The 23,453-nt window shown below is 40.3% G+C and carries 27 protein-coding genes and 1 pseudogene; 4 read left to right on the top strand and 24 right to left on the bottom strand.

Annotated elements, in window-relative coordinates; all coding sequences use genetic code 11:
* Positions 1-21: 21 nt before the first annotated feature.
* The 10 genes from ACM5QX_RS25255 to ACM5QX_RS25210 all read right to left on the bottom strand — a co-directional run bounded on the left by ACM5QX_RS25255 (position 22) and on the right by ACM5QX_RS25210 (position 5,428).
* On the bottom strand, positions 22-546 hold the full coding sequence (locus ACM5QX_RS25255; RefSeq protein ID WP_414756039.1) for a DUF3368 domain-containing protein: 525 nt from the start codon (positions 544-546) through the stop codon (positions 22-24).
* Positions 543-749: a UPF0175 family protein gene (locus ACM5QX_RS25250; RefSeq protein ID WP_414756038.1), complete on the bottom strand. Its 207-nt coding sequence runs from the start codon at positions 747-749 to the stop codon at positions 543-545. The genes ACM5QX_RS25255 and ACM5QX_RS25250 overlap by 4 nt, the downstream gene beginning before the upstream one ends.
* 194 nt (positions 750-943) lie before the next feature.
* Positions 944-1,120, bottom strand: coding sequence for a hypothetical protein (locus ACM5QX_RS25245; protein WP_414756041.1), 177 nt, complete (start codon positions 1,118-1,120; stop codon positions 944-946).
* Positions 1,113-1,373, bottom strand: a complete 261-nt coding sequence (locus ACM5QX_RS25240) for a hypothetical protein (protein ID WP_414756037.1) — start codon at positions 1,371-1,373, stop codon at positions 1,113-1,115. The genes ACM5QX_RS25245 and ACM5QX_RS25240 overlap by 8 nt, the downstream gene beginning before the upstream one ends.
* Before the next feature lie 144 nt (positions 1,374-1,517).
* Complete coding sequence (locus ACM5QX_RS25235) at positions 1,518-1,724, bottom strand: hypothetical protein (protein WP_190966515.1); 207 nt, start codon at positions 1,722-1,724, stop codon at positions 1,518-1,520.
* 4 nt (positions 1,725-1,728) lie between these two features.
* Complete coding sequence (locus tag ACM5QX_RS25230; RefSeq protein ID WP_414756036.1) at positions 1,729-2,106, bottom strand: GIY-YIG nuclease family protein; 378 nt, start codon at positions 2,104-2,106, stop codon at positions 1,729-1,731.
* A gap of 44 nt (positions 2,107-2,150) precedes the next feature.
* A complete protein-coding gene (locus ACM5QX_RS25225) occupies positions 2,151-2,297 on the bottom strand; it encodes a hypothetical protein (RefSeq protein WP_414756035.1) in 147 nt (48 codons plus the stop codon).
* A gap of 41 nt (positions 2,298-2,338) precedes the next feature.
* A complete protein-coding gene (locus ACM5QX_RS25220) occupies positions 2,339-3,460 on the bottom strand; it encodes a DUF6236 family protein (protein WP_414756034.1) in 1,122 nt (373 codons plus the stop codon).
* 163 nt (positions 3,461-3,623) lie between these two features.
* Positions 3,624-4,445 (bottom strand): NADPH-dependent oxidoreductase, encoded by an 822-nt coding sequence (locus ACM5QX_RS25215; RefSeq protein WP_414756033.1) that lies wholly within the window; start codon positions 4,443-4,445, stop codon positions 3,624-3,626.
* A 308-nt stretch (positions 4,446-4,753) separates the two neighbouring features.
* Positions 4,754-5,428, bottom strand: a complete 675-nt coding sequence (locus ACM5QX_RS25210) for a 2OG-Fe(II) oxygenase (RefSeq protein WP_414756032.1) — start codon at positions 5,426-5,428, stop codon at positions 4,754-4,756.
* A 16-nt stretch (positions 5,429-5,444) separates the two neighbouring features.
* Between ACM5QX_RS25210 and ACM5QX_RS25205 the strand changes: the two genes are divergently transcribed.
* The gene (locus tag ACM5QX_RS25205) at positions 5,445-6,023 is read left to right on the top strand and encodes a TetR/AcrR family transcriptional regulator (protein ID WP_414756031.1); all 579 of its coding nucleotides are present in this window, start codon (positions 5,445-5,447) and stop codon (positions 6,021-6,023) included.
* A 105-nt stretch (positions 6,024-6,128) separates the two neighbouring features.
* On the opposite strand, the gene ACM5QX_RS25200 is transcribed toward ACM5QX_RS25205, so the two are convergent.
* The 8 genes from ACM5QX_RS25200 to ACM5QX_RS25165 form a co-directional block, all read right to left on the bottom strand.
* The gene (locus ACM5QX_RS25200) at positions 6,129-7,283 is read right to left on the bottom strand and encodes an ABC transporter ATP-binding protein (protein WP_414756030.1); all 1,155 of its coding nucleotides are present in this window, start codon (positions 7,281-7,283) and stop codon (positions 6,129-6,131) included.
* Complete coding sequence (locus ACM5QX_RS25195) at positions 7,280-7,978, bottom strand: ABC transporter permease (protein ID WP_414756029.1); 699 nt, start codon at positions 7,976-7,978, stop codon at positions 7,280-7,282. Before ACM5QX_RS25195 ends, ACM5QX_RS25200 begins: the two co-directional genes overlap by 4 nt.
* Positions 7,979-8,111: 133 nt before the next feature.
* On the bottom strand, positions 8,112-8,993 hold the full coding sequence (locus ACM5QX_RS25190; RefSeq protein ID WP_414756028.1) for a substrate-binding domain-containing protein: 882 nt from the start codon (positions 8,991-8,993) through the stop codon (positions 8,112-8,114).
* A 289-nt stretch (positions 8,994-9,282) separates the two neighbouring features.
* Positions 9,283-10,401, bottom strand: coding sequence for a homocitrate synthase (gene nifV / locus ACM5QX_RS25185; RefSeq protein ID WP_414756027.1), 1,119 nt, complete (start codon positions 10,399-10,401; stop codon positions 9,283-9,285).
* Between the two features lie 27 nt (positions 10,402-10,428).
* Positions 10,429-11,616, bottom strand: coding sequence for a substrate-binding domain-containing protein (locus ACM5QX_RS25180; protein ID WP_414756026.1), 1,188 nt, complete (start codon positions 11,614-11,616; stop codon positions 10,429-10,431).
* 487 nt (positions 11,617-12,103) lie between these two features.
* Positions 12,104-12,574, bottom strand: coding sequence for a histidine kinase dimerization/phospho-acceptor domain-containing protein (locus ACM5QX_RS25175; RefSeq protein ID WP_414756025.1), 471 nt, complete (start codon positions 12,572-12,574; stop codon positions 12,104-12,106).
* 106 nt (positions 12,575-12,680) lie between these two features.
* Positions 12,681-13,289, bottom strand: coding sequence for a DUF4276 family protein (locus ACM5QX_RS25170; RefSeq protein ID WP_414756024.1), 609 nt, complete (start codon positions 13,287-13,289; stop codon positions 12,681-12,683).
* Positions 13,286-14,431: an AAA family ATPase gene (locus tag ACM5QX_RS25165; protein ID WP_414756023.1), complete on the bottom strand. Its 1,146-nt coding sequence runs from the start codon at positions 14,429-14,431 to the stop codon at positions 13,286-13,288. Before ACM5QX_RS25165 ends, ACM5QX_RS25170 begins: the two co-directional genes overlap by 4 nt.
* On the opposite strand from ACM5QX_RS25165, the gene ACM5QX_RS25160 reads away from it, so the two are divergent.
* Positions 14,414-14,671 carry an efflux RND transporter permease subunit gene (locus ACM5QX_RS25160; RefSeq protein WP_414756040.1) on the top strand — a complete coding sequence of 86 codons (258 nt, stop codon included), beginning with the start codon at positions 14,414-14,416 and terminating at the stop codon, positions 14,669-14,671. The genes ACM5QX_RS25165 and ACM5QX_RS25160 overlap by 18 nt on opposite strands.
* 22 nt (positions 14,672-14,693) lie before the next feature.
* On the opposite strand, the gene ACM5QX_RS25155 is transcribed toward ACM5QX_RS25160, so the two are convergent.
* The 6 genes and pseudogenes from ACM5QX_RS25155 to ACM5QX_RS25130 form a co-directional block, all read right to left on the bottom strand.
* Positions 14,694-15,044, bottom strand: coding sequence for a hypothetical protein (locus tag ACM5QX_RS25155; RefSeq protein WP_414756022.1), 351 nt, complete (start codon positions 15,042-15,044; stop codon positions 14,694-14,696).
* A gap of 73 nt (positions 15,045-15,117) precedes the next feature.
* The gene (gene nifH / locus ACM5QX_RS25150; RefSeq protein WP_414756021.1) at positions 15,118-15,957 is read right to left on the bottom strand and encodes a nitrogenase reductase; all 840 of its coding nucleotides are present in this window, start codon (positions 15,955-15,957) and stop codon (positions 15,118-15,120) included.
* Positions 15,958-16,057: 100 nt separating this feature from the next.
* Positions 16,058-17,071 carry a cytochrome d ubiquinol oxidase subunit II gene (cydB, locus tag ACM5QX_RS25145; RefSeq protein WP_414756020.1) on the bottom strand — a complete coding sequence of 338 codons (1,014 nt, stop codon included), beginning with the start codon at positions 17,069-17,071 and terminating at the stop codon, positions 16,058-16,060.
* 21 nt (positions 17,072-17,092) lie between these two features.
* Complete coding sequence (locus ACM5QX_RS25140; RefSeq protein ID WP_414756019.1) at positions 17,093-18,511, bottom strand: cytochrome ubiquinol oxidase subunit I; 1,419 nt, start codon at positions 18,509-18,511, stop codon at positions 17,093-17,095.
* A 724-nt stretch (positions 18,512-19,235) separates the two neighbouring features.
* Positions 19,236-19,943: a CAAD domain-containing protein gene (locus tag ACM5QX_RS25135; RefSeq protein ID WP_414756018.1), complete on the bottom strand. Its 708-nt coding sequence runs from the start codon at positions 19,941-19,943 to the stop codon at positions 19,236-19,238.
* A gap of 533 nt (positions 19,944-20,476) precedes the next feature.
* Positions 20,477-20,608, bottom strand: a pseudogene (locus ACM5QX_RS25130) (ribbon-helix-helix protein, CopG family); the annotation flags it as partial.
* A 913-nt stretch (positions 20,609-21,521) separates the two neighbouring features.
* Between ACM5QX_RS25130 and nifE the strand changes: the two are divergent.
* Positions 21,522-22,892, top strand: coding sequence for a nitrogenase iron-molybdenum cofactor biosynthesis protein NifE (nifE, locus tag ACM5QX_RS25125; protein ID WP_414756017.1), 1,371 nt, complete (start codon positions 21,522-21,524; stop codon positions 22,890-22,892).
* 62 nt (positions 22,893-22,954) lie between these two features.
* Positions 22,955-23,356, top strand: coding sequence for a nitrogen fixation protein NifX (gene nifX / locus ACM5QX_RS25120; protein WP_414756016.1), 402 nt, complete (start codon positions 22,955-22,957; stop codon positions 23,354-23,356).
* The last annotated feature ends 97 nt before the right edge of the window (positions 23,357-23,453 follow it).

Below are 23,453 nucleotides of genomic sequence, written 5' to 3'. Positions count from 1 at the left end.
CTTTGTCTGCTTTCTTCCTGATTATACTCTCCCCGTAGTAACAAAAGAGGGATAAGTTTTGTTGACTATAATCAAAATTTGGTTGTACAGGGCTGAAGATACTCCAAACTCTGAGGTAGCAATCAAAGCATCCATCAGAGGTTTCACAGCTAAAATTAAATTTTTTCGTTTTGCCTCAACCAAAATACCCAGTAGCCCAGTAATTTTGATTCCTAAACGGTCGGCTTCTGCTCTACCGCGACGCTCATCAATTAGTAGTAAATCGGCTTTAAGTTCCAAAGCTAGGGCAATTGCTTCAGATTCCCCAGGATCTAATCTCACCTCACTTTGAAGTCGTTCAACAATCTCACGGTTAGCAATTAATTTGACTTCTAACCAAGTAGCTGTTTGGACTTCCACAGTTCCTGGTACGGGCGGATCGATGTCTACAAGTTCACGATACACTGCCTCTGGAATTATGATTTGCTTGTAGAGAAGAGGCAGAAGCCTTAGCTGGTCTATTGCTGCCAAGTTCGTGATTGCTGATGTGTCGCTAATGACAATCACAATCGCCCCAACTCCTGTAAATTTTTCAAATCTAACTCAAAATCTTCAACATCATAGGAATACAGCGCAATTTTTCGCTGTTTCAGCAGTTGGCGAAACGCATTGAGTGGCATATCTGCTAAACGGCTGGCGTAGCCAAGGGTTAAACGACCACTTTGGAACAGATATATGGCAATTTCCTGGCGAAACTCACTTGGTGTCATACCGTTTCACTTTAAGTTTGATACAAATAGGCCGCAGAGGAGCAGGGGGCATGGGAGCAAAGGAGAAATTATTTGTATCATTTATTTTGTGAAATGGTATCAGTTGTGAGGCTTGCAGGATTTCATCTGAGATGACAACACTCATAAGAAAACTAACTTAAAGATCACCCTTTCATTTTAATCTGGGCGATCGCCTACGCCGGGGCGTAGCCCAAGGGTAAAACATTAACGCTCGCACCAGTGTCAAGTAATGCCATCACCTCAACAGAAGAGTTGCCAGACGAGAGAGTCAAGGGCAGATATGGCATAATTACTGAGCGTCCCAAGCTATCAGTACGTTCTGTAAATGAAAAACTTTGACCATCAAGCATTGGCTATTGACTGAGCCTCAGCTAAAAGGTCTGATAAGGCTTGAACTGAGGCAGAATCGGCTTGTGGAGACCACACAACTGCTTCAGTTGATGTAAGTTGCTTGAGAAGGGCTTGTTTGGTTACTTCATCATCATTAAGCTCCAAGGTACACCCATCTTCTCTGGCTACCTCAAGTAGAAGAAAATGAATCAAGCGTAATTTATCCTGATGAGACAGCTGATTAATGGTAGGTAAAATTTCTTGGAGTGACATACCACAAAATTGAAAATGTATAGCTTCTAGTTTATCCCAGTAACATTTTGCCTAAACAGTATGGCGATCGCTTCCACGGTCACAGTCTGAAATGCGATCGCTCTTTTGGTCAGTAATGGTAAGAAAAACAATAACTACAATGCGTTACTGGCCTCGTCCTGGTTTACAATCTGCAAAACCCAACGCCTCTGAGTCAAGAAAACTTGCGATCGCCATCTCAACCACGGCTTCGATTGGATATTCAATTTCAGCAGCACGCGCAATTAAGGCTGTGCGGATTCGCTCAGGCAATCTTCCTAAAATCACCTCAGCATCAGCACTTGTAAGTTGCTCTTGAAGTTTGGCCTGCATAACTTTAAATCTCCATTGGGATTTGAACGTTATAAGGTGGTTCCGTGGCTCTGAGAATGATGGCTTCTAGCTCCAATAGTAACGCAGGGTTTTCCCAATGCGAAATTATCTGCACTGCGATCCTAACGTCCTCATCGTCATATTTATCGAGCCATGCCCAAAGAAAAGCTTTGTGTCCACCACTGAAACGCCCCCGCAGATTCTTGGTTTTACCAATGTAGAGCAATCCGTCATTTCTGTGTCTGACTGCATAGATACCAGGACGAGGAGGAAGGCTTTTAAAGTCACGGGTTAATGGTTGACATTGCTCGAAGGGGATAAAGGCAATTTCATCGATAATATGTCGAGCTTGGGCTTGTAGATCAGAATCATTTGTTGGCATGAAGACAGCAATACTACCTGCATTGGCGCGTGGCGATTATTTTATCACCATAGGCTTGGTGTATTACTGCCAAATTCGTGATCGCTGATGTTTAGCAAAGCACAGGCGATCGCTTCCACGGTCACAGTCTGAAATGCGATCGCTCTTTTGGTCAATGCTGGCAAGGAAAAAAATGCTAGGTTTCCTGTCATTAATCAGTCTACTGCAATAAGTTAATATACTACATTAATTATTAATTTAGCCATTTATATTTTAATTCTTTTTCTGCTCCAAGAAGGTATGAAAAAGGATTTTGTCTCAAACAGTTAGCTTTATCACGGTTATACAAAATAGCTGAAGCTATTAGGGAAATACCTGCACCTACGAAAAGAGCATGGGGTACAGATAACCCAAGTACTGTATGTGGTAAAGATACAGCCCCAGTAGAGAAAAAAGTAACTTTAATAAAATTTTCTGCGACCCAGTTTATTCTTTGCTCTGACAAAATGCGCTTGAGGGTATTTATTTCTGGTTGAACCTCATTCACATACAAGTCATTAATTTGTTGGTGCAGCCGAGAAAATGATGTATCGTTAGAAACACTTTCAGTAAGTTTTGCAATCTTGACTCTAAATCGACCTAGCTCATCAGCATATCTTCTTCTAAACTTAATAATTTCAGTAACAGGCGTTTCAGGATCAATGTTAATCCTTTCAAGAATTAGATCGGCAAGCATACCTTGTGATAGAGAAACTGGCATATCCTTATGGTTTCTATTATCTTCATAACCATATCTATGTCTTCTAGATTTTGGTAAATTTAGTTTGGAATCAAGTTTAGCTGAATTTGCCAATTTATTATTCCCTGGAATATCAGTCAATAAACCCGCCCCAATTTGATCTGAAAGCCGAGTTGCTAGAAGTGTCATGTAAAAACTTGCAAAGCGTTTATCAACAGTAATCCATTCGTCTCCTTCACTCAACAATCCGCCTTTTAATTCTGCTCTTATTCTCTCTGGTAATTTATCAGGATGAATTTCAACTAACTCTCTAATTTCATCAGGTATTTTGTCAAAATGAATTCGATGAGTTTCACTGATTTCTTGTGCGAAGAGTACTTCTATACCCTCTTGAGAATCTAGATACTTAAATACATCATCAGTCAAATCACGAATCTCTCTCATGTCAGATTGCACTTGAAATGGTGATAACAAGCCCTCATTGAGTAATTCTTGGGAAGTATCATTACTATAAGGATTATCAACTGAGATTGGCACAATAGTGTGTACATGATCCCAATATAAAACTGCATTCTTTAGCCATCCCTCATCTCTTATATCAATCCAAGGATAGTAGAGTGCTTTTGTAAAAGCCATAATTAATTTTACCCTGTCAATTTAATCTAATAAGCTTAACTCATTCTTACATAAGTGTCATTTCACCTGATTTATTGCCAAAGCATAAAAACATAGTGAAAAGTTGAGCGCAGGAAACCCACGCTCAAAAATTTTCAAAACCCAATTTTCCTATTGGATGAATTTACAATAACTTGAAGCCGAAGTTATTGAGAGTCTCGCGTAAATTCTTGCAGCCTTTGAGATAGTCTAGGGTAGCGATTCTCTCGGCGGAGTGTTCTGACCAATCACCGGAGAAGTTCATGTTTTGTTCGGTGTAGAACTGTTTCATAATATCGTTGTAGTGAGCGATCGCATCTTCTTGTTCTGCTAATTTATAAGTCTCCCGATGCAATATAGCTTGCTGGGGTAAACGCGGTTTTACTGCTGGTTGGACTTCAGGATTGGGAAAGCCTAAACACTGTCCAAATACGGGGAAGACGAAAGGCGGTAAGTTCAATAATGTGGCTACTTCTTGGGTATGGTTGCGGATTGCGCCTATGTATACTGTTCCTAAACCCAAGGATTCAGCGACTACAGTCACATTTTGCGCTGCTACGGAAGCATCAACTATGGCTTTTACCAAAAGTTCGGTGTATTCCAACGCAACATGAGCTAGTCCACGACTGTCAGCAATTTGAGCCAAACGACCTAAATCGGCTAACCATACTAAGAATACCGGAGCTTGTTTGACATGGGCTTGATTATTGGAAAAACGATATAGTTCTTGTTTGCGTTCTTCATCTTCAACTGCTACGACACTCCAGCTTTGCAAGTTTGCGGAAGTAGGCGCAGATTGAGCCGCAGCTACTAATAACTCGATGATTCCTGGTGGTAAAGGTTCAGGTAAATAAGACCGCACTGAACGGTGAGATAATATTGTTCCGATAGAATCATTCCAGGGAATATTAACATCAAAAGGAATTTCACCGTAGCGCGATCGCAAAACTTCCACAGGATTAGTCATAATTAAAAACTCCCAATATTTTAAAGTTACAAAAAACTCTCCGCGTTCCTCCGCGTTTACCTCCGCGCCCCTCTGCGTTTATCAACTACTCTGGAAACAAAAACACAATCTTAGTCAAAGATTCCAATTCCTTTGACGAATAATAATCAGAGTAAATATCCATTGCTAATATTTCTCTTAACGACATAACAAAGGAGATAAATACAAGCAAAACAAACAGCAGAGGAATAATTTGTCTAAGTCTTGAGAAATGATAAACTTTGCTATTCATCATCAAATTTTCCTAGAGAATAATTAGGAGGTATTCACTAAACATTCCGAAAAAAAGCTACTCGTAAAGCCAACCGACTTTCAGACATGGGAGAAGTAACCGGAGTTACCATGTGCCAAGAATTATCAGAACGTACAATCACAACTGAAGAATGGCTCAGAGGTAAAATATCTCTAAAAGCCGAATCCGGTTCAGAGTCTTTGAGAATCCGCAAACAACCGCCCCAATTTTCTGACCATTCTTGATTGAAAAATAGCAGATGAGTTAAAACCTTATTCGGTTCATCTGTATGGGGAAAATGTTGATGTCCTGATTTATATTGACGAAATCCAATATCCATTACACAATCTGTCAAATTTAAGCCCGTCATATCTCCCAAAGCTTGACGATAAGCATTTGTCCAGAGTCCTTCTATCAAATTTCGCCATACATGACTAAGGTGTTTTAAATCAGAAGTTAGTTTTCCTTGTGCAAGCCTTTGTCGCCAGCGATCGTCTTTAAATTTGAGCAGTAAAGGAATATCTTGATTAGAAGCAATTATCTTTCCCCAGTAATAGCCGTAACCATCCCCTGTTGATAGAAAAAAATCTTGTTTGGGAAAACTGGCGGTTAATTCTAGACTTACTTCTTTTGATAATAAATCTTTAATTAAAGCCCAATGATACGGAACTTTTTGGATGACTGCGGTACGAATAGATTGGAGATTTAGCATGATTTGGTTAAGGTAGATGACTAAACTAAAAACAAAACGTAAATCTGTCTACGATCGCATTTTGCAAACAGCATCAGATTTGTTTTACCGAGAAGGTATTCGCAATGTCGGTATTGACAGAATCATTGCGGAATCTGGTGTAGCAAAAATGTCGCTGTACAATCATTTCAAATCAAAAGATGCTTTGATTGAAGCTTGGTTGCGACAAGAGGATGAAAAATGGTGTCAATGGCTAAAAACCACTGTTGAACAACAAACCTCTGAGCCTGCTAAACAACTTTTGGCAATCTTTGACGCTTTACGGGAATGGTTTGAAAGTCCAGATTTTCGAGGTTGTGCATTTATTAACGCCTCCGTAGAATTAGCTAATCCTGACCATCCTGGGTATCGAGTAGCACTAGAACATCAACAGGCGATTTACCACTACATCAAAACTCTTGCTCAAGCAGCAGAAGTTACATTACCAGAACAATTAGCTAGACAACTGCTGTTGCTCATACAAGGTGCGATCGTAGTTGCCATGATGGAAGGCAGTTGGTCAACCGCATCCCAGGCGAAGAAGGCGGCGGGGCTGTTGATTCAGGCGGCGATTTAGGAATGGGGGATTGGAAGGGAGACAAGGGGGACAAGGTAGAATTTATTTTTTCTCATACCGTTTCTTAATGAAAATGCACTTTATTCTCTACATCATTTGGTGCTTCTAAACGAAATGTGCATCTCTAGGATGAAACGCCAACTTAATCAAACTGTGATGGTAAACATTCTCTGACACATCATTACGAGGAACCCTCGCTGTTAAAGTTTGTTCGCCCACCTTTACCTTGATGGTATAAGTTCCTACACCGCGCACAATTCTTTCTACCCGCCCTTGAATGGAGACTGCACCGGGTTGTAGTGGAATCGCAGAACGTGTATCGTCAATATGGAAAGCATCGCCGGATAAACAACAGGCTGTGATGGGTGCGTTAATTTCGCCATAATATGAAAACTCCATAGTGTTAGCTAACTTAATCAAATAACCACGGTGTTCTGGTTCTATTTGACAAGGAATGACGTTATCCATACCGACAAGTCTGGCGAGTTGTTGGTTAGCTGGGCGACGGATGAGCATTTCTAACTTATCGTCTTGGATAATTCCACCGTCAAATAATGCGATCGCGCGATCAGCAAAATTCAAGATATCTGTAAAGTTATGGCTGACTAATATCACCGCCGCCCCTCTAGCTTCCGCCCATTGGCGAATTTTTTCGATGATTTGCGGACGAATTGCTACATCTAAATAGGCGGAAGGCTCATCTAATAACAGCAATTCTGGATCAGCTACTAACCCACAGGCAATACATACGCGCTTACCTTCACCACCAGAAAGGGCGCGGGCTTGTCGATGTGCTAAATGTTCACAACCGAATGTTTCCAGGGCAGTATATACCCTGTGTTTGATTTGATGCTTTGGTACACCGCGAAACTGTAAGACTTTGGCAACATTATTAAATACCGTGTCATCCAACAGTAATGTTTCTTGAAACACCAATGCAGAACGACGACGCAAGGCTGTTTGATTCACTTGACTAGCATCCTGTCCAAACAATTGCATTTCCCCACGGTAGGATTGCAACATATTGATGGTTCTTAACAGGGTACTTTTACCCGCACCATTAGGGCCAACTACGGCGACAAGTTCCCCTGGACGCACAGCGAAATTATCAATTGATAGGATATTTTTCCGGCTTTTACTATCAACCTTCACCTGACGCATATTCAGGATATATTGATTGACTTCCTCCTGATTTTCCGGTGTTTTTATGGGAGGGGATTCTAAATTGACAAACGACTTTAACTTATGCAATTTACTCATAACATCTTCTTATCGTGCTGCAAGATAGTCAGCGACACAACAATACTGTAGGTGATGAACAGGAGAATGTAAGCGATCGCCATCGCTACATCAAAGTTACCTTTTTCTACTTCTGTGACAATAGCTGTAGTTAAAACTCGCGTCTGTCCTTTGATATTTCCCCCCACCATCATCGATGCTCCAACTTCCGAAATGACGCGACCAAAACCCGCAATAATAGCAGCTATTAAGCCAAGTTTTGCTTCCTTAATTAATAACCAATGAGCTTGCCAAGGTGTCGCCCCCATTGATAATAATTGCCAACGTAGTTTCGGATTAATACTAAGAATGGCTGCAAAACTAAAACCTGCAACTATCGGGAAAGCAATAATAGTTTGAGCGATAATCATGGCTGTAGGTGTGTACATTAAATCCAAATCACCCAAAGGGCCAGAACGCCACAAAAATAGACTCACCACCAAGCCAACCACCACAGGCGGTAATCCCATCCCGAAGTTAACGACACTGTTTAATACAGGTTTCCCGATGAAATCTTCTAAAGCCAACCACAAACCCAAAGGTACACCCAACAACACACTAATAGTTGTCGCCACTCCAGAGACTAGCAATGTCATCGTCATTACTTCGATAACATTGCGATCGCCACTAATTAATAACTCTAGAGCCTTATTTACTCCATCAATGATTGTATCCACAAGTCTCTTATGAATCGAAAAAATACTGAGATATACAATTTAGTAGGGTGCGTCAGTGTGCGAAAAACTAGCTACACCAAGAAATTATTCATACTGACGCACCCTACATTTGGGATAGTCTAATCAATATTGACTAAAACCCATAATCCTTTTCACTCTTACCCCCATCAACAAAAAACAATGGCTGTCCAAATTCTTTCCTACCGTGAGCAGCAATTATTCTCTGTCCTTCAGAAGATAAAACAAAATCAATAAAAGCTTTAGATCCCGCACTATTAACCTTGGGGAATTTCTGCGGATTTACTTGCATCACATGGTAGAGATTTAATAATTTTCTATCTCCTTCCACCAACACTTGTAAAGAAGTAAGATTCTTTTTCTGGAATATATAAGTTGCCCTATCTGCTAGGGTATATCCGAGTTTTTGATTAGCGACTTGTAAAGTTTTTGCCATTCCTGAACCTGTTTGTTGATACCAACTACCAACAGGTTTAATATTCGCTTGTTGCCATAAATCTTTCTCTAATTTATTTGTACCTGAATCATCACCCCTTGATACAAATAATGCTTGATTTTTGGCAATTGCATTAAACGCTTGCACAACGTTTTTACTACCTCGAATCTTGGCTTTATCAGGATTACCTGGCCCTACAATTACAAAATCATTGTGCATCACTAAACGGCGATTAGTCACTGCACCACCTTGTAAAACTTTGCGTTCGGCTTTGGGTGAATTGACAAATAGTGCGTCAACTTCGCCTTTTTCTGCTAAAGCTAAAGCTTGTCCAGTTCCTACTGCAACTTTTTTGAGTCGATAGCCTGTTTTTTTCTCAAATGCTGGTACTAAATCATCAAGCAATCCACTATCTTCGATGCTAGTTGTCATGGCGACAATGACATTACGATTTCTCGCAGATTGAGCGTTGGCTTGTGGTGTTAATAAGTTACTAGTGTTAGTAGTTACAATTGCTAAACAAGAAGCTAAAGCTGCTATGACGAATCTTCTTTGAACCATAAAACCTCTCAGGATTTACACAGATTAAGCCGATAATTTGGGTGAATTTTTATGGCGTTGTTGATTTGTGGGATGATTTTTTATTCATGCAGAGACGCAGAGGCGCGGAGAAGAAGAGTTTGAGAGATTGTGTTTTTGATTTTCATCCTCACATTCCGCAATGCCAGTATTTTAAATAGGGTTTGAATTTTTTTATGAAATTCTGAGTCTTTCTACTGACTCAGGAAGTATTAATTACAGAATTAATTGCAGCGTTGAGAGATAGTTTCACCTCTACTTGCTCAGGTTTTTAGCTTTGAGGAACTAAGCTTAGTAGTTCTTCAACGGTGAGGCTGCGTTTGGTTTTGACTGATTGATGGCGGACTGCATCTAATACTGATTGAATTTCGGCTTGGCCGAGGGTAATACCGTGTTGTTCCAGGACGCTGAGTAGGAGATGGCGGCCGGAATGTTTACCTACTACTAAGCGTCGTTCCCAACCTACATCTTCTGGTGCGAACGGTTCATAGGTGATGGGGTTTTGCAGTACGCCATGAGCATGAATCCCTGATTCGTGTGCAAAGGTATTTTCACCAACGATCGCTTTCCAAGGAAGAACGGGAAAGTTAGTGGCTTTGGAGACTAATTTTGATACTTCTACGAGTCTTTTGGTATCAATTCCTGTGGGTATATCGTAGAGATATTTGAGTCCCATGACTACTTCTTCTAAAGGTGCATTTCCGGCTCGTTCACCTATACCATTGACGGTGGTATTCACAGATATTGCGCCAGCTTTCACACCGGCTAAGGTGTTCGCCAAGGCCATACCAAAGTCGTCATGTGTGTGCATTTCTATGACAATTGATAGGTGCGATACTAGATAGCTAACTTTTTTGTAGGTGGTTGTGGGGTCGAGGATTCCTACGGTATCACAGAAGCGAAACCGAAACGCGCCCCATTCTTGGGCAGATTGGGCAACTTCTAAGAGAAAGGATTCATCGGCTCTCGAAGAATCTTCGCCACCGACGGAGACAGATAAACCGCGATCGCACGCAAAATTAATTGCATCTCGTAGTTTATCTAAGACTAACTGTCGTTGTCCTTTGAATTTAGCAGCTATCTGAATATCGGAGACGGGAACAGAAACATGAACTCTATCTAAACCACAATCGATAGATGCTTGGATATCTGACAAATTCGCCCGATTCCAGCCGAGAAGTTTGGCATTTAGTCCGAGATTGGCAATCCTTGTAATTGATTCTGCTTCTTCATGTCCCATTGCGGGAATGCCAACTTCTAATTCGTGGACACCTATAGAATCGAGTAGAGAGGCGATCGCAATTTTTTCCTCAACATTAAAGGCTATACCCGCCGCCTGTTCCCCATCTCGCAAGGTTGTATCGTTAATGTGAATAGCCACGTTGTTCATAGTAAATAGATCACTAATTGTTTAACTCTAAATAGTTGCGACAACTTCACCAATGTCGCTGATGTCATAGCCGCCTAGAACTTCTAATTGTGATTGCACTAATCGATGTCCCAAGATACTCAAGAATTGTTGTACTGGTGCTTCTTCCAAGTATTCTTTGAGAATCACTAAGTCATACCGTGCTTGATGCAAGGGGATAAATCCCAAACCGAAAGCCGCCGCCACGGAAGCCGTACTCACCCCCGCATCAGCGATACCTGCGGCGATAGATAAGGCTACATCCTGATGGCTATGGACAATATGCTCATATCCTTTAATTGTGTTGGATGATACTTGCTCTTCTTTTAGTTTGCGTTCTAATAGCATCCGACTACCAGAACCTGGTTCACGGTTAATGATTGTGGCTTCTAGTTCTACCAAGTCAGATAAGGATTTGATTTCCATTGGATTCCCAGGCGCAACTACTAGCCCCTCTTCCCAAATGCCCAGAGTGATTAAAACTGCACTTCTACCATCCAAAGCTTCTCGCGCAAAGGGAATATTATGTTCTCCTGTTTGCGGATCGTACAAGTGCATCCCTGCAATGTGGACTTCACCCCGATTTAAACTACGCAAAGCAGCCATACTATTAGCAAAATGATAATGAACCCGTAGCTGGGGATGCCAGCGTTCAGTAGCTCTCGCTAAGAAGGAAATCACCGGTGTACAACCAGCGATAACAACCGTATTTTGCAGTTTGTCCAAATCATCAAGCAGCCGCACCTGGACTTTATTCTTATGTGTCTGACTCTCTGCCTTACCCTCCGGGTTCGACAGTTTGCTTATGCCGGGAAACCCGTCCACCGCAACTGTCTCACCGTCAGCAGGAATCATTTCCATCCGAAAAGCTTCCTTGCCCACGAGAGGATAAGCTATCCATTGACCGCCAACCTTTGCTAGACTGACTCTCAGTTGTTGTCCAGTGGGGACTGGTTTAGCCAGAACTGCTTCAACTTCGGGTAAATCATCTTCTAACCAGAATAAGTTTTCGACTTGACAACCAAGTGCTTTGGCTAAACGTAGAGTAATGGCGACAGAAGGAGCATATTGCCCAGATTCCACACCACTAATCGTCTGACGGGTTACGCCAGCTATATTAGCCAAATCTTGCTGGCTCATGCCTAAACGGGTTCTGATAGACTTGATGTTGTTGCAGATATTGATATCTAGCTTCATGAGACTTTATTTACTCCGTGACAAGAAGCTACCACGAGCAAATTTAATCTGCTGAGGTAATAGCACAGCCTTCTACTATATATTTGAGAAGACTGGTGATTGAGTTTGGATGACTGCATAGATATTCCATTACTTGCTGGATTGCTATGTTCACAGCAAATAATTTGTCAGTTGAATTGATTGCGAGTTGATTTACAGGTTTTGTTTCCCCCTTAACGCAAGTTTAACATACATTTCGCCAAAATAATTGCTAAAGAAAAAACTTTTTATACCTGTATTTTCTGTCAGTAGTGTATATGCAGTTACAGAAATTTGTGACTTTTATAGTTTTAACAAGCTAAGACATCTAGCTATTAGTTCACCAACTCAAAATTGCTAGGCTAAGGCAAGCAGGGGGAAAGAGAGATTTTTTTGCTGCTATTAACCTTGCAAACTTCTCTTGGCAAACTACTAGCTAAAAACTGCAACTGCGGAAGTTGGTATATGGTCAATTTTCTCTATCTTTAGAAGATAGAACTTTCATCTCTAGCGTAAAAACACTACCTTTTCCCACCTGACTTTCAACTTTCAGAATCGCTTGATGTTTTTGAGCGATCGCCACAGCTATCGCTAACCCCAAACCTGTGCCTCCGGTTTTACGAGAGCGTAGGTGCAGCCCGCCGTAGGCATCGCTATCAACACGGTAAAAGCGCAGACTGGTTAACAAGAGCAAGTCAGCAATCAAATGGCTCAACCTTCGCCCCTGCCGCTCAACAGTATGAAGCATGATTTGCATATCTTGTTGATTGGATGGCGGTATGCGGAGGATAGCTTCTACAGTCGCCAACAGACTAGCCAGGGGCGATCGCAATTCGTGAGCAGCATTAGAGGTAAACTGTTGCTGTTGCTGATAGGACTGGTAAATCGGCTGCATTGCTAATCCTGAAAACCACCAACTGGAAGTAGCAACTAAGCTCAATTTAACGGCTCAATTATGCTGCCTTGAGTTTAGGTTAAGGCAGGACAAGAGCAGTGTGCGCTACTTTAAACAGGTACAAAGTATGTTAATCGCCTTAATGCAAGGGTTAAGCAATTACTTTGCTTTCATCACAAAGAGAAATAATTTGGTTTACAAAAGCTTTCAGTTCTGGACAAGCTTGAATGGCAACCATCAAATCATTTTTCTCCAAAATTTTTTTGCCATGAATGGGCTTGTTATAATCTTGCCTTCCTCCCAATTTGAAAATTTCTTTAAGATGGTAGGAAGGCGGTTGCTGGTGATTCACGGTTTCAGGAGAACCACTAGGAGCGGAGCGGTTATGTTTTGCTAAGGATTGGATAGTTGTCCAGTACGGGAGGAGCCATGCTTCAAAGTCATGCAGTGCTGTATGAGGATAAAATCTGGGGTTGTTACCAACCCACTTCATCATTTGGGCTTTAGCATCAGCCGCATCTTGAAAATCTCTAGTTCCTGTATAAACGTCTGTGAGAGCAATTACAGCATCATAAGCACTATTCCCGGTCAGTAAATTTTCAACTACACGCCTGAGTTTTTCTTCTTTAGGAATTCGACCGTTTTGCGGAATAAACTTGAGCCTTGGCATTTGTTGTCCTAAACGAGTTTGGAGAAACTTACGCAGTTTTTCTCTAAAAGCTACCTCAGTAGCCCCTTCAACCAAAATGGCAATTTTCATGGGCGACCACCCATTAAATTCATCGCCCAAACTTGATCAAGGCTGTAGTCTTCTAACCATTTATCTAAATCAAGCGTATCTGCCCAAGTCATTCTTGCCTCACCTTCCTCAAGATCACAAATTAAAACTTCATGTGGTTCAAGAAACCTAATGAGTCGATCTGAATGGGTTGCTACTATAAGCTGTGTATATTTTGAAGCTTCTCTCATCAAATAAACTAGATGTCTCAAAAGCTCAGGATGCAAGCTAACTTCTGGCTCATCTAGTAAAGTAATTGTTGTTAAACTCTGGCTTTGTAGAAGGGTCACCAGCCAAAGGAAACGTAGCGTTCCTTCTGATAATTCATGCACATATATGGGTTGAGAAAAGTTTCTGTCTGTCCAAGTCATGGAAATAGTTCCGGCGGCGACAGGAGGGAAGTTTAACCTCTCAAAATCTGGAAATGCCGCAGAAACAATATCTTGGATCATTTCAAAACGATCTCCATCTGTTTCCCGAAGATCATAGAGGCAGGAAACTAAATCCTCACCACTTGCACCAGGTAACTTGGCAGGGCGCATTGGCTGAGGCAAGCGAATCGGGCTTTTCTCAGAAACATCAAGTGCTCCATAGTAAGTGCAAGAAGCAAGACTTTTTCTCAAGTTCTCAGGTTCACGATACATTTTAGGAACTTGAGAGAGTGATGTTTCAAGCAGATTATGTTCCCAATTTGGTCTTAAAAGCCCACTACCTTCCTGAAAATATTTGATATCTAATCCATACGATTCAATATATTTAAACGGTTCAGACTTGTTTGGATTTCTTTGCTGTGTTAAAGTTTCGTTTCTAATTTCGTAAGATAGTCCTTTAGGAGATAAGGTTAAACCATACTTCAAAGGTTGCTCTTGTGGGACTTTCATGGAAACTTCAATTTCAAGCTCCTGCACTTTGCCTCTGGTTAAAATCTCATTTAATCCACCTTTAGATTGCAACGTTTCTTGCAACTTGCCATTGGCTGAAGCAGCTAGTGTTGAAAGAACATCCAAAAACGAAGTTTTTCCTGCTCCATTCGCCCCAATCATGACAATAAGATCTTTCATCTCAAGGTCAACTTGTCGAAGGCGGCGAAAGCCTCTCACTGATATATTTTCAAATTTGTCCATACGGCTGTAATTACCAGTAAAAGTTGTCGAGCTTGCTTAGACGATGAAGTCTATATCGTCCCTAGTATAGCAATTGAAAGCGCGGTGAATGGTTTGCCGGGGGTGACTACGGTGCGTTCTTCCTCCAAAGTCGGACTGTCGATGGTGCAGGTGGTGTTTGACGAGGATGCCGACATTTATAAAGCGCAGCAATCAGTGACAGAAAGACTCCAGCAGGTGACAAATCACCCTAGAAGATAGTTTATTAACTGATGGATAATTTCTACAGTTCTAAATACTGTGATACCAACAGTTGGAGTTCTAACCAGAGGATGGGGTCTTTTTGTTTTAATGTGGAACAGCGATCGCGGATAATGCGTGTAGCATCCATACAAATTGCATTGGCTATTCCCAGATCCTCAGCGACACTTCTAAAAGTTTCCTTGTAAGCACTGATTGAAGCCAACAGTTGATGAGGAGCGTAAATTACAAAATACTGTAGAAGTTGTTCGGGTTTACCCCAGTAGGAGTTGACAAGCTCGACATGACAGTATTTTAGTAAAGTATTAAGTTCAGGACAGCGATCGTTAACAACAGTAGTAAATTTCTGCACTAAAGCTTCTTCAGTCAACATAATGAAATACTCCTGAAATATTTTGAGGGTGTAGGGGAGAAAAACTCATGACTCAAAACTCAGCACTCAGCACTCAACAGTCAAAACTCACAACTCCCCACTTCATCAATAATGTTTCAAGCTGCTGATTAGACAAAGGTTTGGGAACGACAAAATTAGTATTCTGGTCAATTGCTTTGGCTAGGTGACGATAATGTTGTGCTTGTTCACAATTAGGAGCATAAGCAATCACTGTCTGACTGTGAAATTCTGCTTGCTGCACTATATTGTCTCTGGGTATGGAATAAATAATTTGAGTCCCCAATTGTTCTGCAAAAGCCTGAACTAAATCATCTTCTTGATCAAAATTGGGAGAGTTATAGATTAACCCTCCCAAACGCACACCACCTAGAAACGCATATTTTTGGATTCCTCGGCAGATATTATTGATGGTATACAAAGACAAACTTTCACCAGAAGTCACAATGTAAACTTCTTGCGCTTTTTTCTCGCGCATAGGCATGACAAACCCACTACACACCACACTACTTAAACCATCGTAAAAAGTATAATCAAGCTGTAATTTTTCATCGTAAGCACCTAGTTGTTCCAGTACGCCAATTGATGTAATGACACTGCGTCCAGTACATCCCACCCCAGGTTCAGGCCCTCCTGATTCCACACAAAAAGTCTTCCCCCATCCTTCTTTACGAAAATCTTCTAGATGCACATCTTCTGATTCTTCACGTAGTGTGTTGAGTAGAATTTTCGGGTGCAATCTTCCTAAAAGCAGTCTGGTAGAATCTGCTTTGGAGTCGCATCCTACAACCATCACTTTACGACTCATTTCAGCTAGTGCTGCTACAGTGTTTTGAGTAATGCTAGACTTACCGATACACCCTTTACCGTAGATAGCAATCTTCCGCATAGACATTCACCAATAGAAAGAATTTATCTCACGCAGAGACGCGGAGGCGCAGAGAGTAAGAGAACTTTGCGTACCTCTGCGCTTACCTTAGCGTTCCTCTGCGTTTCTACTCCCCATAATGAGGACTAACAACTTTACCTTTAAACACTCGGTAAAGATAGATATTGTAGAACAGTAGAATCGGGACAAAAAAGCCGATGAAAGCAATCATAAAGGCTTGAGAACTCAAAGAAGAAGAAGCCTGATAGATTGTGACTTGGAAAGGGATGATGTAGGGAAATACGACGAAAGCCAACGCCAGAATAGTGATCAAGAAAAGTACAATTGTCCAGATAAAAGGCATAATTTCTTGACGGCGGTTGATACTATTCATCAGTAGTCCGGCTGCACCAGTCGCTAAGACAGGAATAGCAGCAAATATCACTACTTCTGGTTGATGGAATAGCCTTTCTTTGACTTGTTCGTAAAACATTGGTGTCGCAATTGTCAGCACTAATGCACCCAAGTATGTAGTGATAGCACTAAATTTGGCGGTGATGTAGTGATATCGTTTGAGTTCACCTTCTGTTTTAGTAATCAAATAAGTTGAACCAATCAAAACATAGCCTTGAACTACAGTTAATGCTACTAATATTGATGGTAAATTCAACCAATCCCAAGTCCCACCAATAAAGTTTCCGGCTGCATCTACTTTAATTCCCGCAATTACGCCGCCTAATACTAATCCTTGGGAGAAAGCGACTAACAAACTACCTCCACCAAAACCAATGTTCCAAAAGGTTTTGTCTAGGGAATGTTCCCGAAATTCAAAGGCGACGGCGCGGAAGATAAACCCAACTACCATCATGGTAATCGGAATGTAGAGGGCATTAACGATAGTAGCGTAAGCCAGGGGGAATGCTCCATACAATAAACCCCCTGTACACACTAGCCAAGTTTCATTAGCATCCCAAACGGTGCTGAGGGTGTTGATAATGATCCCTCGTCGTGCTTCGTTAGCAGCAGTTAGGGTCAAAATTCCTACGCCTAAATCAAAGCCATCGGTAATTAAGTACAAGGTGAGGAACAGGGCAACAAGGCCAAACCAGAGCAATGGTAGAGTGGTGCTTACGGATTCCATGAGAGTTGTGATTAGTTGGTATTAATTGTGTACGGTTTCGCTGATTTGTCCTATGTCGCTGTGCTGTGCATCTTGATTGGGTAAGGGTAGTGCGAAATTCGGCCCTTGGAGAACTATCCGACGACCAAAGTATAAGGCGCAGGCGAACAACAACAGATAAATACTGGTGTAACCCAAGAGTGAAACTAAGACGTTGCTGGCTGGAACATTAGAAACCGCATCGGCTGTGCGAATTTGCCCGTACACAATCCAAGGTTGTCTACCAACTTCTCGTACCATCCAACCAGATTCGACGGCGACATAACCCAAGGGTGCAGCTAATATCCACGCCCGCATTAACCAAGTTTGTGTGGTAATATTTTCTGCACTCAGCTTACCGCGCAACCATTGGACGACGCTGACACCCATCAAACCCAAGAAAAAGAAGGCAATACCTACCATGATGCGGAAGGTATAAAATATCAAAGAAACTGCATGGGGTCGGTCTTCTGGTTTCCACTCATTTAAACCCAGTACAGGTTCAGAAAGTTTGGGTTTCATTTCCAATACCATACCTAAACCATCTGGGACACTGAGTGACCAATTATTCTTATTCTCTTTGTCGTTAGGTGCAACTAAAACATTCCAAGGTGCTGATTCACCTGCGGGTACAGTGTCCCATAAAGCCTCGATCGCAGCTAATTTACTGGGTTGGTTGTGGTATACTTCTTCACCACTGAAGTGACCAACGACAATTTGTAAGGGTGTGACAAGAATAGCAAGTGCGATCGCAATCTTGAAAGACTTACTAAAAAACTCTTGATAACGCTTGTTGAGAATGTACCAAGCACTAATCCCACCAATCACAAACAAAGCGGTTTCGAGAATCGCCAAGATCATATGAAACCAGCTATTCAAAGCTGCGGGGTTAAAAATAGCTTCTAGATAACTGTGAACCAGAAATTTACCATTTACCATTTCCCCGCCGGCTGGTGTTTGCATCCAAGAATTAGCAACAATAATCCAAAAAGATGAAAGACTCGCACCAACAGCTACACATAAGGTTGCGAAGAGGTGCATTAGTGGTGGTATTTTATTCCAGCCATAAATCATAATCCCCAAAAAAGCAGCTTCTAGCATAAAGGCCATCGTACCTTCAAAGCCTAAAATACTGCCTAAAAAATCACCCACAGCCAGAGAAAATGGGGCCCAGTTTGCACCGAACTCAAATTCAATCGCCACACCAGAAGCCACACCTAGACCAAAATTGAGAATGTAGAGTTTTGACCAAAAACGTGCATGGTGATAAAAAGTAGGATTTTTGGTTTTTAGCCATAAAATCTCAACAACAAATAAATACCAAGACATCCCAATTGTCAGAATAGGCCAAAACATATGAAAGATGCTGGTGACTGCAAATTGAAGACGCGACAGCATCACTGTATCTGAAAGAAAATTCATCGTGTGTTCTCCAATATTCTCTCCATGAGTCGGTTTTGAAAAATCTAAATCTTGAATCCGTCAAACACCACGAGATTTACGCACATTATTTGAGATGAATGGATGATGATTCACGAGTAAAATTCAAAGTCAATCAGGTGTTTCGTAGGAAAAATTATCTCCTGATTTTGAACTTAAACTCTCTCAATCTGAACGTGAATATTAATCTTACACTAGATAAGTTTTGTTGCTTTTTCTGTATTTAGTGCCACCAAATAATGCTAAATCTTATGATTTTTCAGTGAATAAATCCCTAATAAATCCCTCTATAATCCTGCCCTATTATTCAGCGATCTGCCCTTGCTATATGTTTGACAAACTTCGACAATTCGTCTTACTAAATCATCAATATTTCTCCTAAAAAAGTGCATTTTAAAGACGATAATTCGACAGCTTGTCTTTTGACAATATCAATTTTATGCACTATTTAATATATTAGTTATATTGTTTATTCTCTGCGCCTCTGCGTGAGACTTTTAGACCCTATATTCAATGACAATGAGTCGTGTGAAAAATTGTAGGTTGGTTTGACGTAAAGAAACCCAACACCAACATCTATGTTGATTTTCCAAAATTTATGTTGGGTTTTGCTGTGCTGAACTCAACCTACATCTTTCGGTGCGTTATGACTTACGCCTAACACACCCTACATATAAGACAATTGAAAATTGACTGAAAACCCTAATTAACCTTCATCACCATCAACAATTTCTTGCTTGATGAAGCGGATTTTTGTAGCTAATTCCTTGCGTGTAGAAGCTTTGAGTAAATAGCGCAAGAAAAACCATGTCACCGAAACCATGCCAATGAACTCAAAACTTAAATTGACCACAGGAATATCATTAACAGTGTATAGTAAAACCATGAGTAGTTTTACCGCAAATAGCATTACCAAAATTAAGCTAATGCCAATAATGATGCGCTTATATTCTACAGAGAAATTACCCAGATATTGAGAGGATTTAGCTAAAAATCCCCAAATATTCTTCCCAACTTCCATCCATTGAATAACCTGCTCATTATTTGGTAATACCTGAGCTTCAACCTGAGCAACTTCCGATTCTAATATCACTTCATCGGAAGTTAAATCAATGCGCCTTAATTGTTCTAGTCTGCTTTCCATAATGTTCCTATTGTCGGTAGTGGCAACGTTGTTAATTTCTAAATTCAGGTATTGTCTATCTGGTGTAGAAAGATATGACATATCAGTGACATAAGCTTTGGCATCTACACAATTACTGTTATCACTAGATATTGCCAAAATAGTCTGTTCATCAATGTGTTCTTTGGATTGACTGACTCCGGTAAATCCGGGACATTCTACACAATAGATGTATACGTGCTTCTCCCTTTCTGGAATTGTTTCGTCGCACTTTAATAGTTTTAGAGGCATTCCTTTATTCTCCTTGGCTAGTTTTTAATTTAAAAAATAGGTAAGGATAATTAAACGCAGATTAACACAGATAGACGCAGATAATTTTGTCCGTTATTAGGGTAGAAAATGCCATAAAGGACTAAAGTCCTGACTACAAGCTTGAATTAGCAATGTTGTAAATATAGATCAGAACAAAGTCGAAAAAGGTTGGGTTGCGCGCGTTCAACCCAACTTACTTTTCAGCCTCATTGAAAGTCGTTGAAATTCAATTCACCGTCTCAACTATTTAAATAATAATGTTCTCGTTGATTAGTGATAGTAACTAGAATGACAATTATAAAAATAAATTCGAGAATTTTATAATATATTTTATGTATTTTTAAACAAAAAATTATTCTGTCTATTAATCATTTTTATGGATGCGCGTAGACAGAATATATAAATATGAGTGTTGTTATCTTCTATATATATTATTGACTTTGATATTACCTATTATTTTTATTTTGTAGTTTTTTAGTTGGTTTTGATTGAAGCGATCGCCTGTAATTTCCACTCAGACTTCTGAGCAGTTCTCGCAGAACCTCTGTTTTGGTACGTTGAGACTTTTGGCATAGTTCTTCCAACAATTCTATTTCTTCTGGCGAAGCCTGAAATGTAATCCAGCCTTGTTCTTTCCTTGGCATATATTATTACCAAACTGTTGATTGTGTTACATCGGTCACATTTGACCTTATGAACTTTAGGCAAACAAATGCCTTACTAAGATATGTCTACCTCTTGAGGAATTAATCCATGACAAGTGCGATCGCAGTGGTTAATAAAAGCTTCTGTTGGCTTGTATAAGGCTTTTGCTCCTTATTTAAAATCACCCTTCTGTAAAACGAGTGTTAATCTGTGGCGATCTCTTCCCCGGAACTAAAGCATCATCATAAGTCATTGCAGACAATGTATATGTGTTATGCAATTATTTTAGCACAATGTTAGTTTAACTTGCATAATTCCGATTTTTATAAGTATTTTTACTAAAAATATAGTTTTTTTTCAATGAAATTTAAAAAAATGCAAGTAATATGGCAATATGTATGATATACTTGCACTAGAAAGGATAAAAATAGCGAAAGCGTAACAGGTCTTCCAACAATACCGGAATGCGTTAGAAGACTTGGCTGTTTCTATCTGAGTGATTTTTTAGCTATTTCACATGGCATTGAAAAGTTTTTTTCGCTATGTTCAACTATTAGCTTGATAACTTTTCGCTCAATATAAAAGCTTGCTGGTTAGGGTGCATTTATCTTGGGTAAAGGGCAATTACCCTTTCCCACTTTCTCTAATTTCTAGAATTTTAGAGAACTTAATTTAGGGAACACCAGAAAATCAATTATCCGAAATTAACACTTTAGTAAGGTGCGTCAGTACGAGAAAACTTAACTATATCCACAATTATTTATACTGACGCACCCAGAATCTTTAACAGTAACGCACCTAACATCAAGGTCTTTGGTGCGTTACGGCTTACGCCTAACACACCCTACATTTGTAACAGTAAGTTGCTAGAAAATATAGGTTGTCTGTATTGAATTATTTATCTTAACTAACATGAGAAATACTCAGGAAGAAATCAACAAACTACTCAACGAAATAGCCTGCGAATATAACGTTAAGAAATTGCAGAGCAAGCCCAATAAAACTACTTGTAAAAAACCACCAAAACCAGGTGCAGCACAGGGAAATTGTCCTTTTGAGGGGGCAATGGTGGCTCTTGGGCCAATTACTGATGCAGTGCATTTAGTACATAGCCCTGTTGGTTGCACTCGCAATCCTTGGGGTAGTCGTGGTAGTCTTTCTTCTGGTGCAGAACTCTACCAAATGGGTTTCTCTACTGATTTGAGTGAGAATGAAATCATTTTTGGCGGTGAAAAAAAGCTAGAAAAATCTATTGTACATATTGCTCAACGTTATAATCCGGCTGCTATTTTTGTCTATTCTACTTGTGTCACGGCTTTGATTGGTGACGATATCGAAAGTGTTTGTAAAAAAGCTACAAATCAAGTCGGGATTCCGGTTGTTTATATCAACGCACCTGGATTTCTTGGGAGTAAAAATTTAGGCAATCGTATTGCCGGGGAAGCTTTATTAGATTATGTAGTGGGAACAGCCGAACCAGAATTTACTACGCCATTTGATATCAATATTATTGGTGATTATAATGTTGCTGGGGAAATCTGGAATATTTTACCACTGTTGCAGAAATTGGGGATTCGGGTTCTCTCCAAAATTACCGGTGATGCACGTTATCAAGAAATTTGCTATGCTCACCGCGCGAAATTAAATGTGGTAATTTGCTCGAATGTGTCACTAAAAATGGCACAAACAATGCAGGAGCGTTACGGCATTCCTTATATTGAAGAGTCTTTCTTTGGCATAGAGAACATGAATATTTGTTTGCGAAATATTGCAGCAGCATTCGGTGATCAATACTTACAAGAAAGAACGGAATGGTTAATTGCGGAGGAAACCGCAGCTTTAGATATTGCCCTTGCTCTTTATCGTTCTCAGTTACAAGGAAAACGTATTGTTCTATATAGTGGGGGTGTGAAAAGTTGGTCAGTAATTTTAGCAGCAAAAGACTTGGGTATGAAGGTTGTTGCTACTAGTGATAGGAAGAATACTCAAGATGAAAAAGTTAAAATTAAGGAATTACTTGGTCAAGATGGCATGGTTTTGGCTAAGGGTGGCCCCAAGGCTTTATTACAAGTAATAGAAGATATGAATGCGGATATTTTAGTTGCTGGTGCTAGTAATCAATACACAGCAATTAAAGCACGTATTCCTTTTTTAGATATTAATCATGAGCGTCATCATGCTTACGCTGGTTATGCGGGAATGGTGGAAATGGCGCGGGAATTTTATGAAGCCTTGTATAGTCCTGTGTGGAAACAAGTTAGGCAACCTGCTCCTTGGGAGTAGGAAGAATTCAGGGTGTAGGGGAATGGGATGAAAAACAATCACTTTTTTTACGGAGTAAATCAATGAAAGTAGCTTTTACGACTAGCGACGGAACTCATATTGACACTCATTTCGGTGTGGCCAAGGAAATTGATATTTATGAGGTAACTAAGGATGGATTTAATTTTGTGGAAACTTTAATCTTTGAAGGTGACTTAGAAGAAGCTACCCATGAGGATAAAATTACACCAAAAATGGAGGCAATTCTTGACTGTAAAATTGTCTATGTTAAAGCTATTGGTAAGCCGGTAGGTAATAAGTTAATTAAGCAGGGTATAACTCTTGTGAGAGCGCAGGAATATGATAAGATTCCTGATATTTTGCACGTATTGGTACAGAGTCTCAATGGTGATGCACCACCTCTTCTACGTAAGGCTTTATCTGAGGAAAATAAGGAATTGGTATATGCTTATGATGAAGAGTAATTCAAGTTTTTAATTAGTTAAGCGATACTAAACTTTAGTATCGCTTTGTTCTAGGTTGGGAGGTTTTTAAACGCAGAGGTTTACGCGGAGGGGCGCG

The organism is Anabaena sp. CCY 9910, assembly GCF_963920875.1.
Taxonomy (GTDB): Bacteria; Cyanobacteriota; Cyanobacteriia; order Cyanobacteriales; family Nostocaceae; genus Trichormus; species Trichormus variabilis.
The sequence above is the reverse complement of the archived record's forward strand: the minus strand, read 5'-3'. Positions and strand labels throughout refer to the sequence as shown.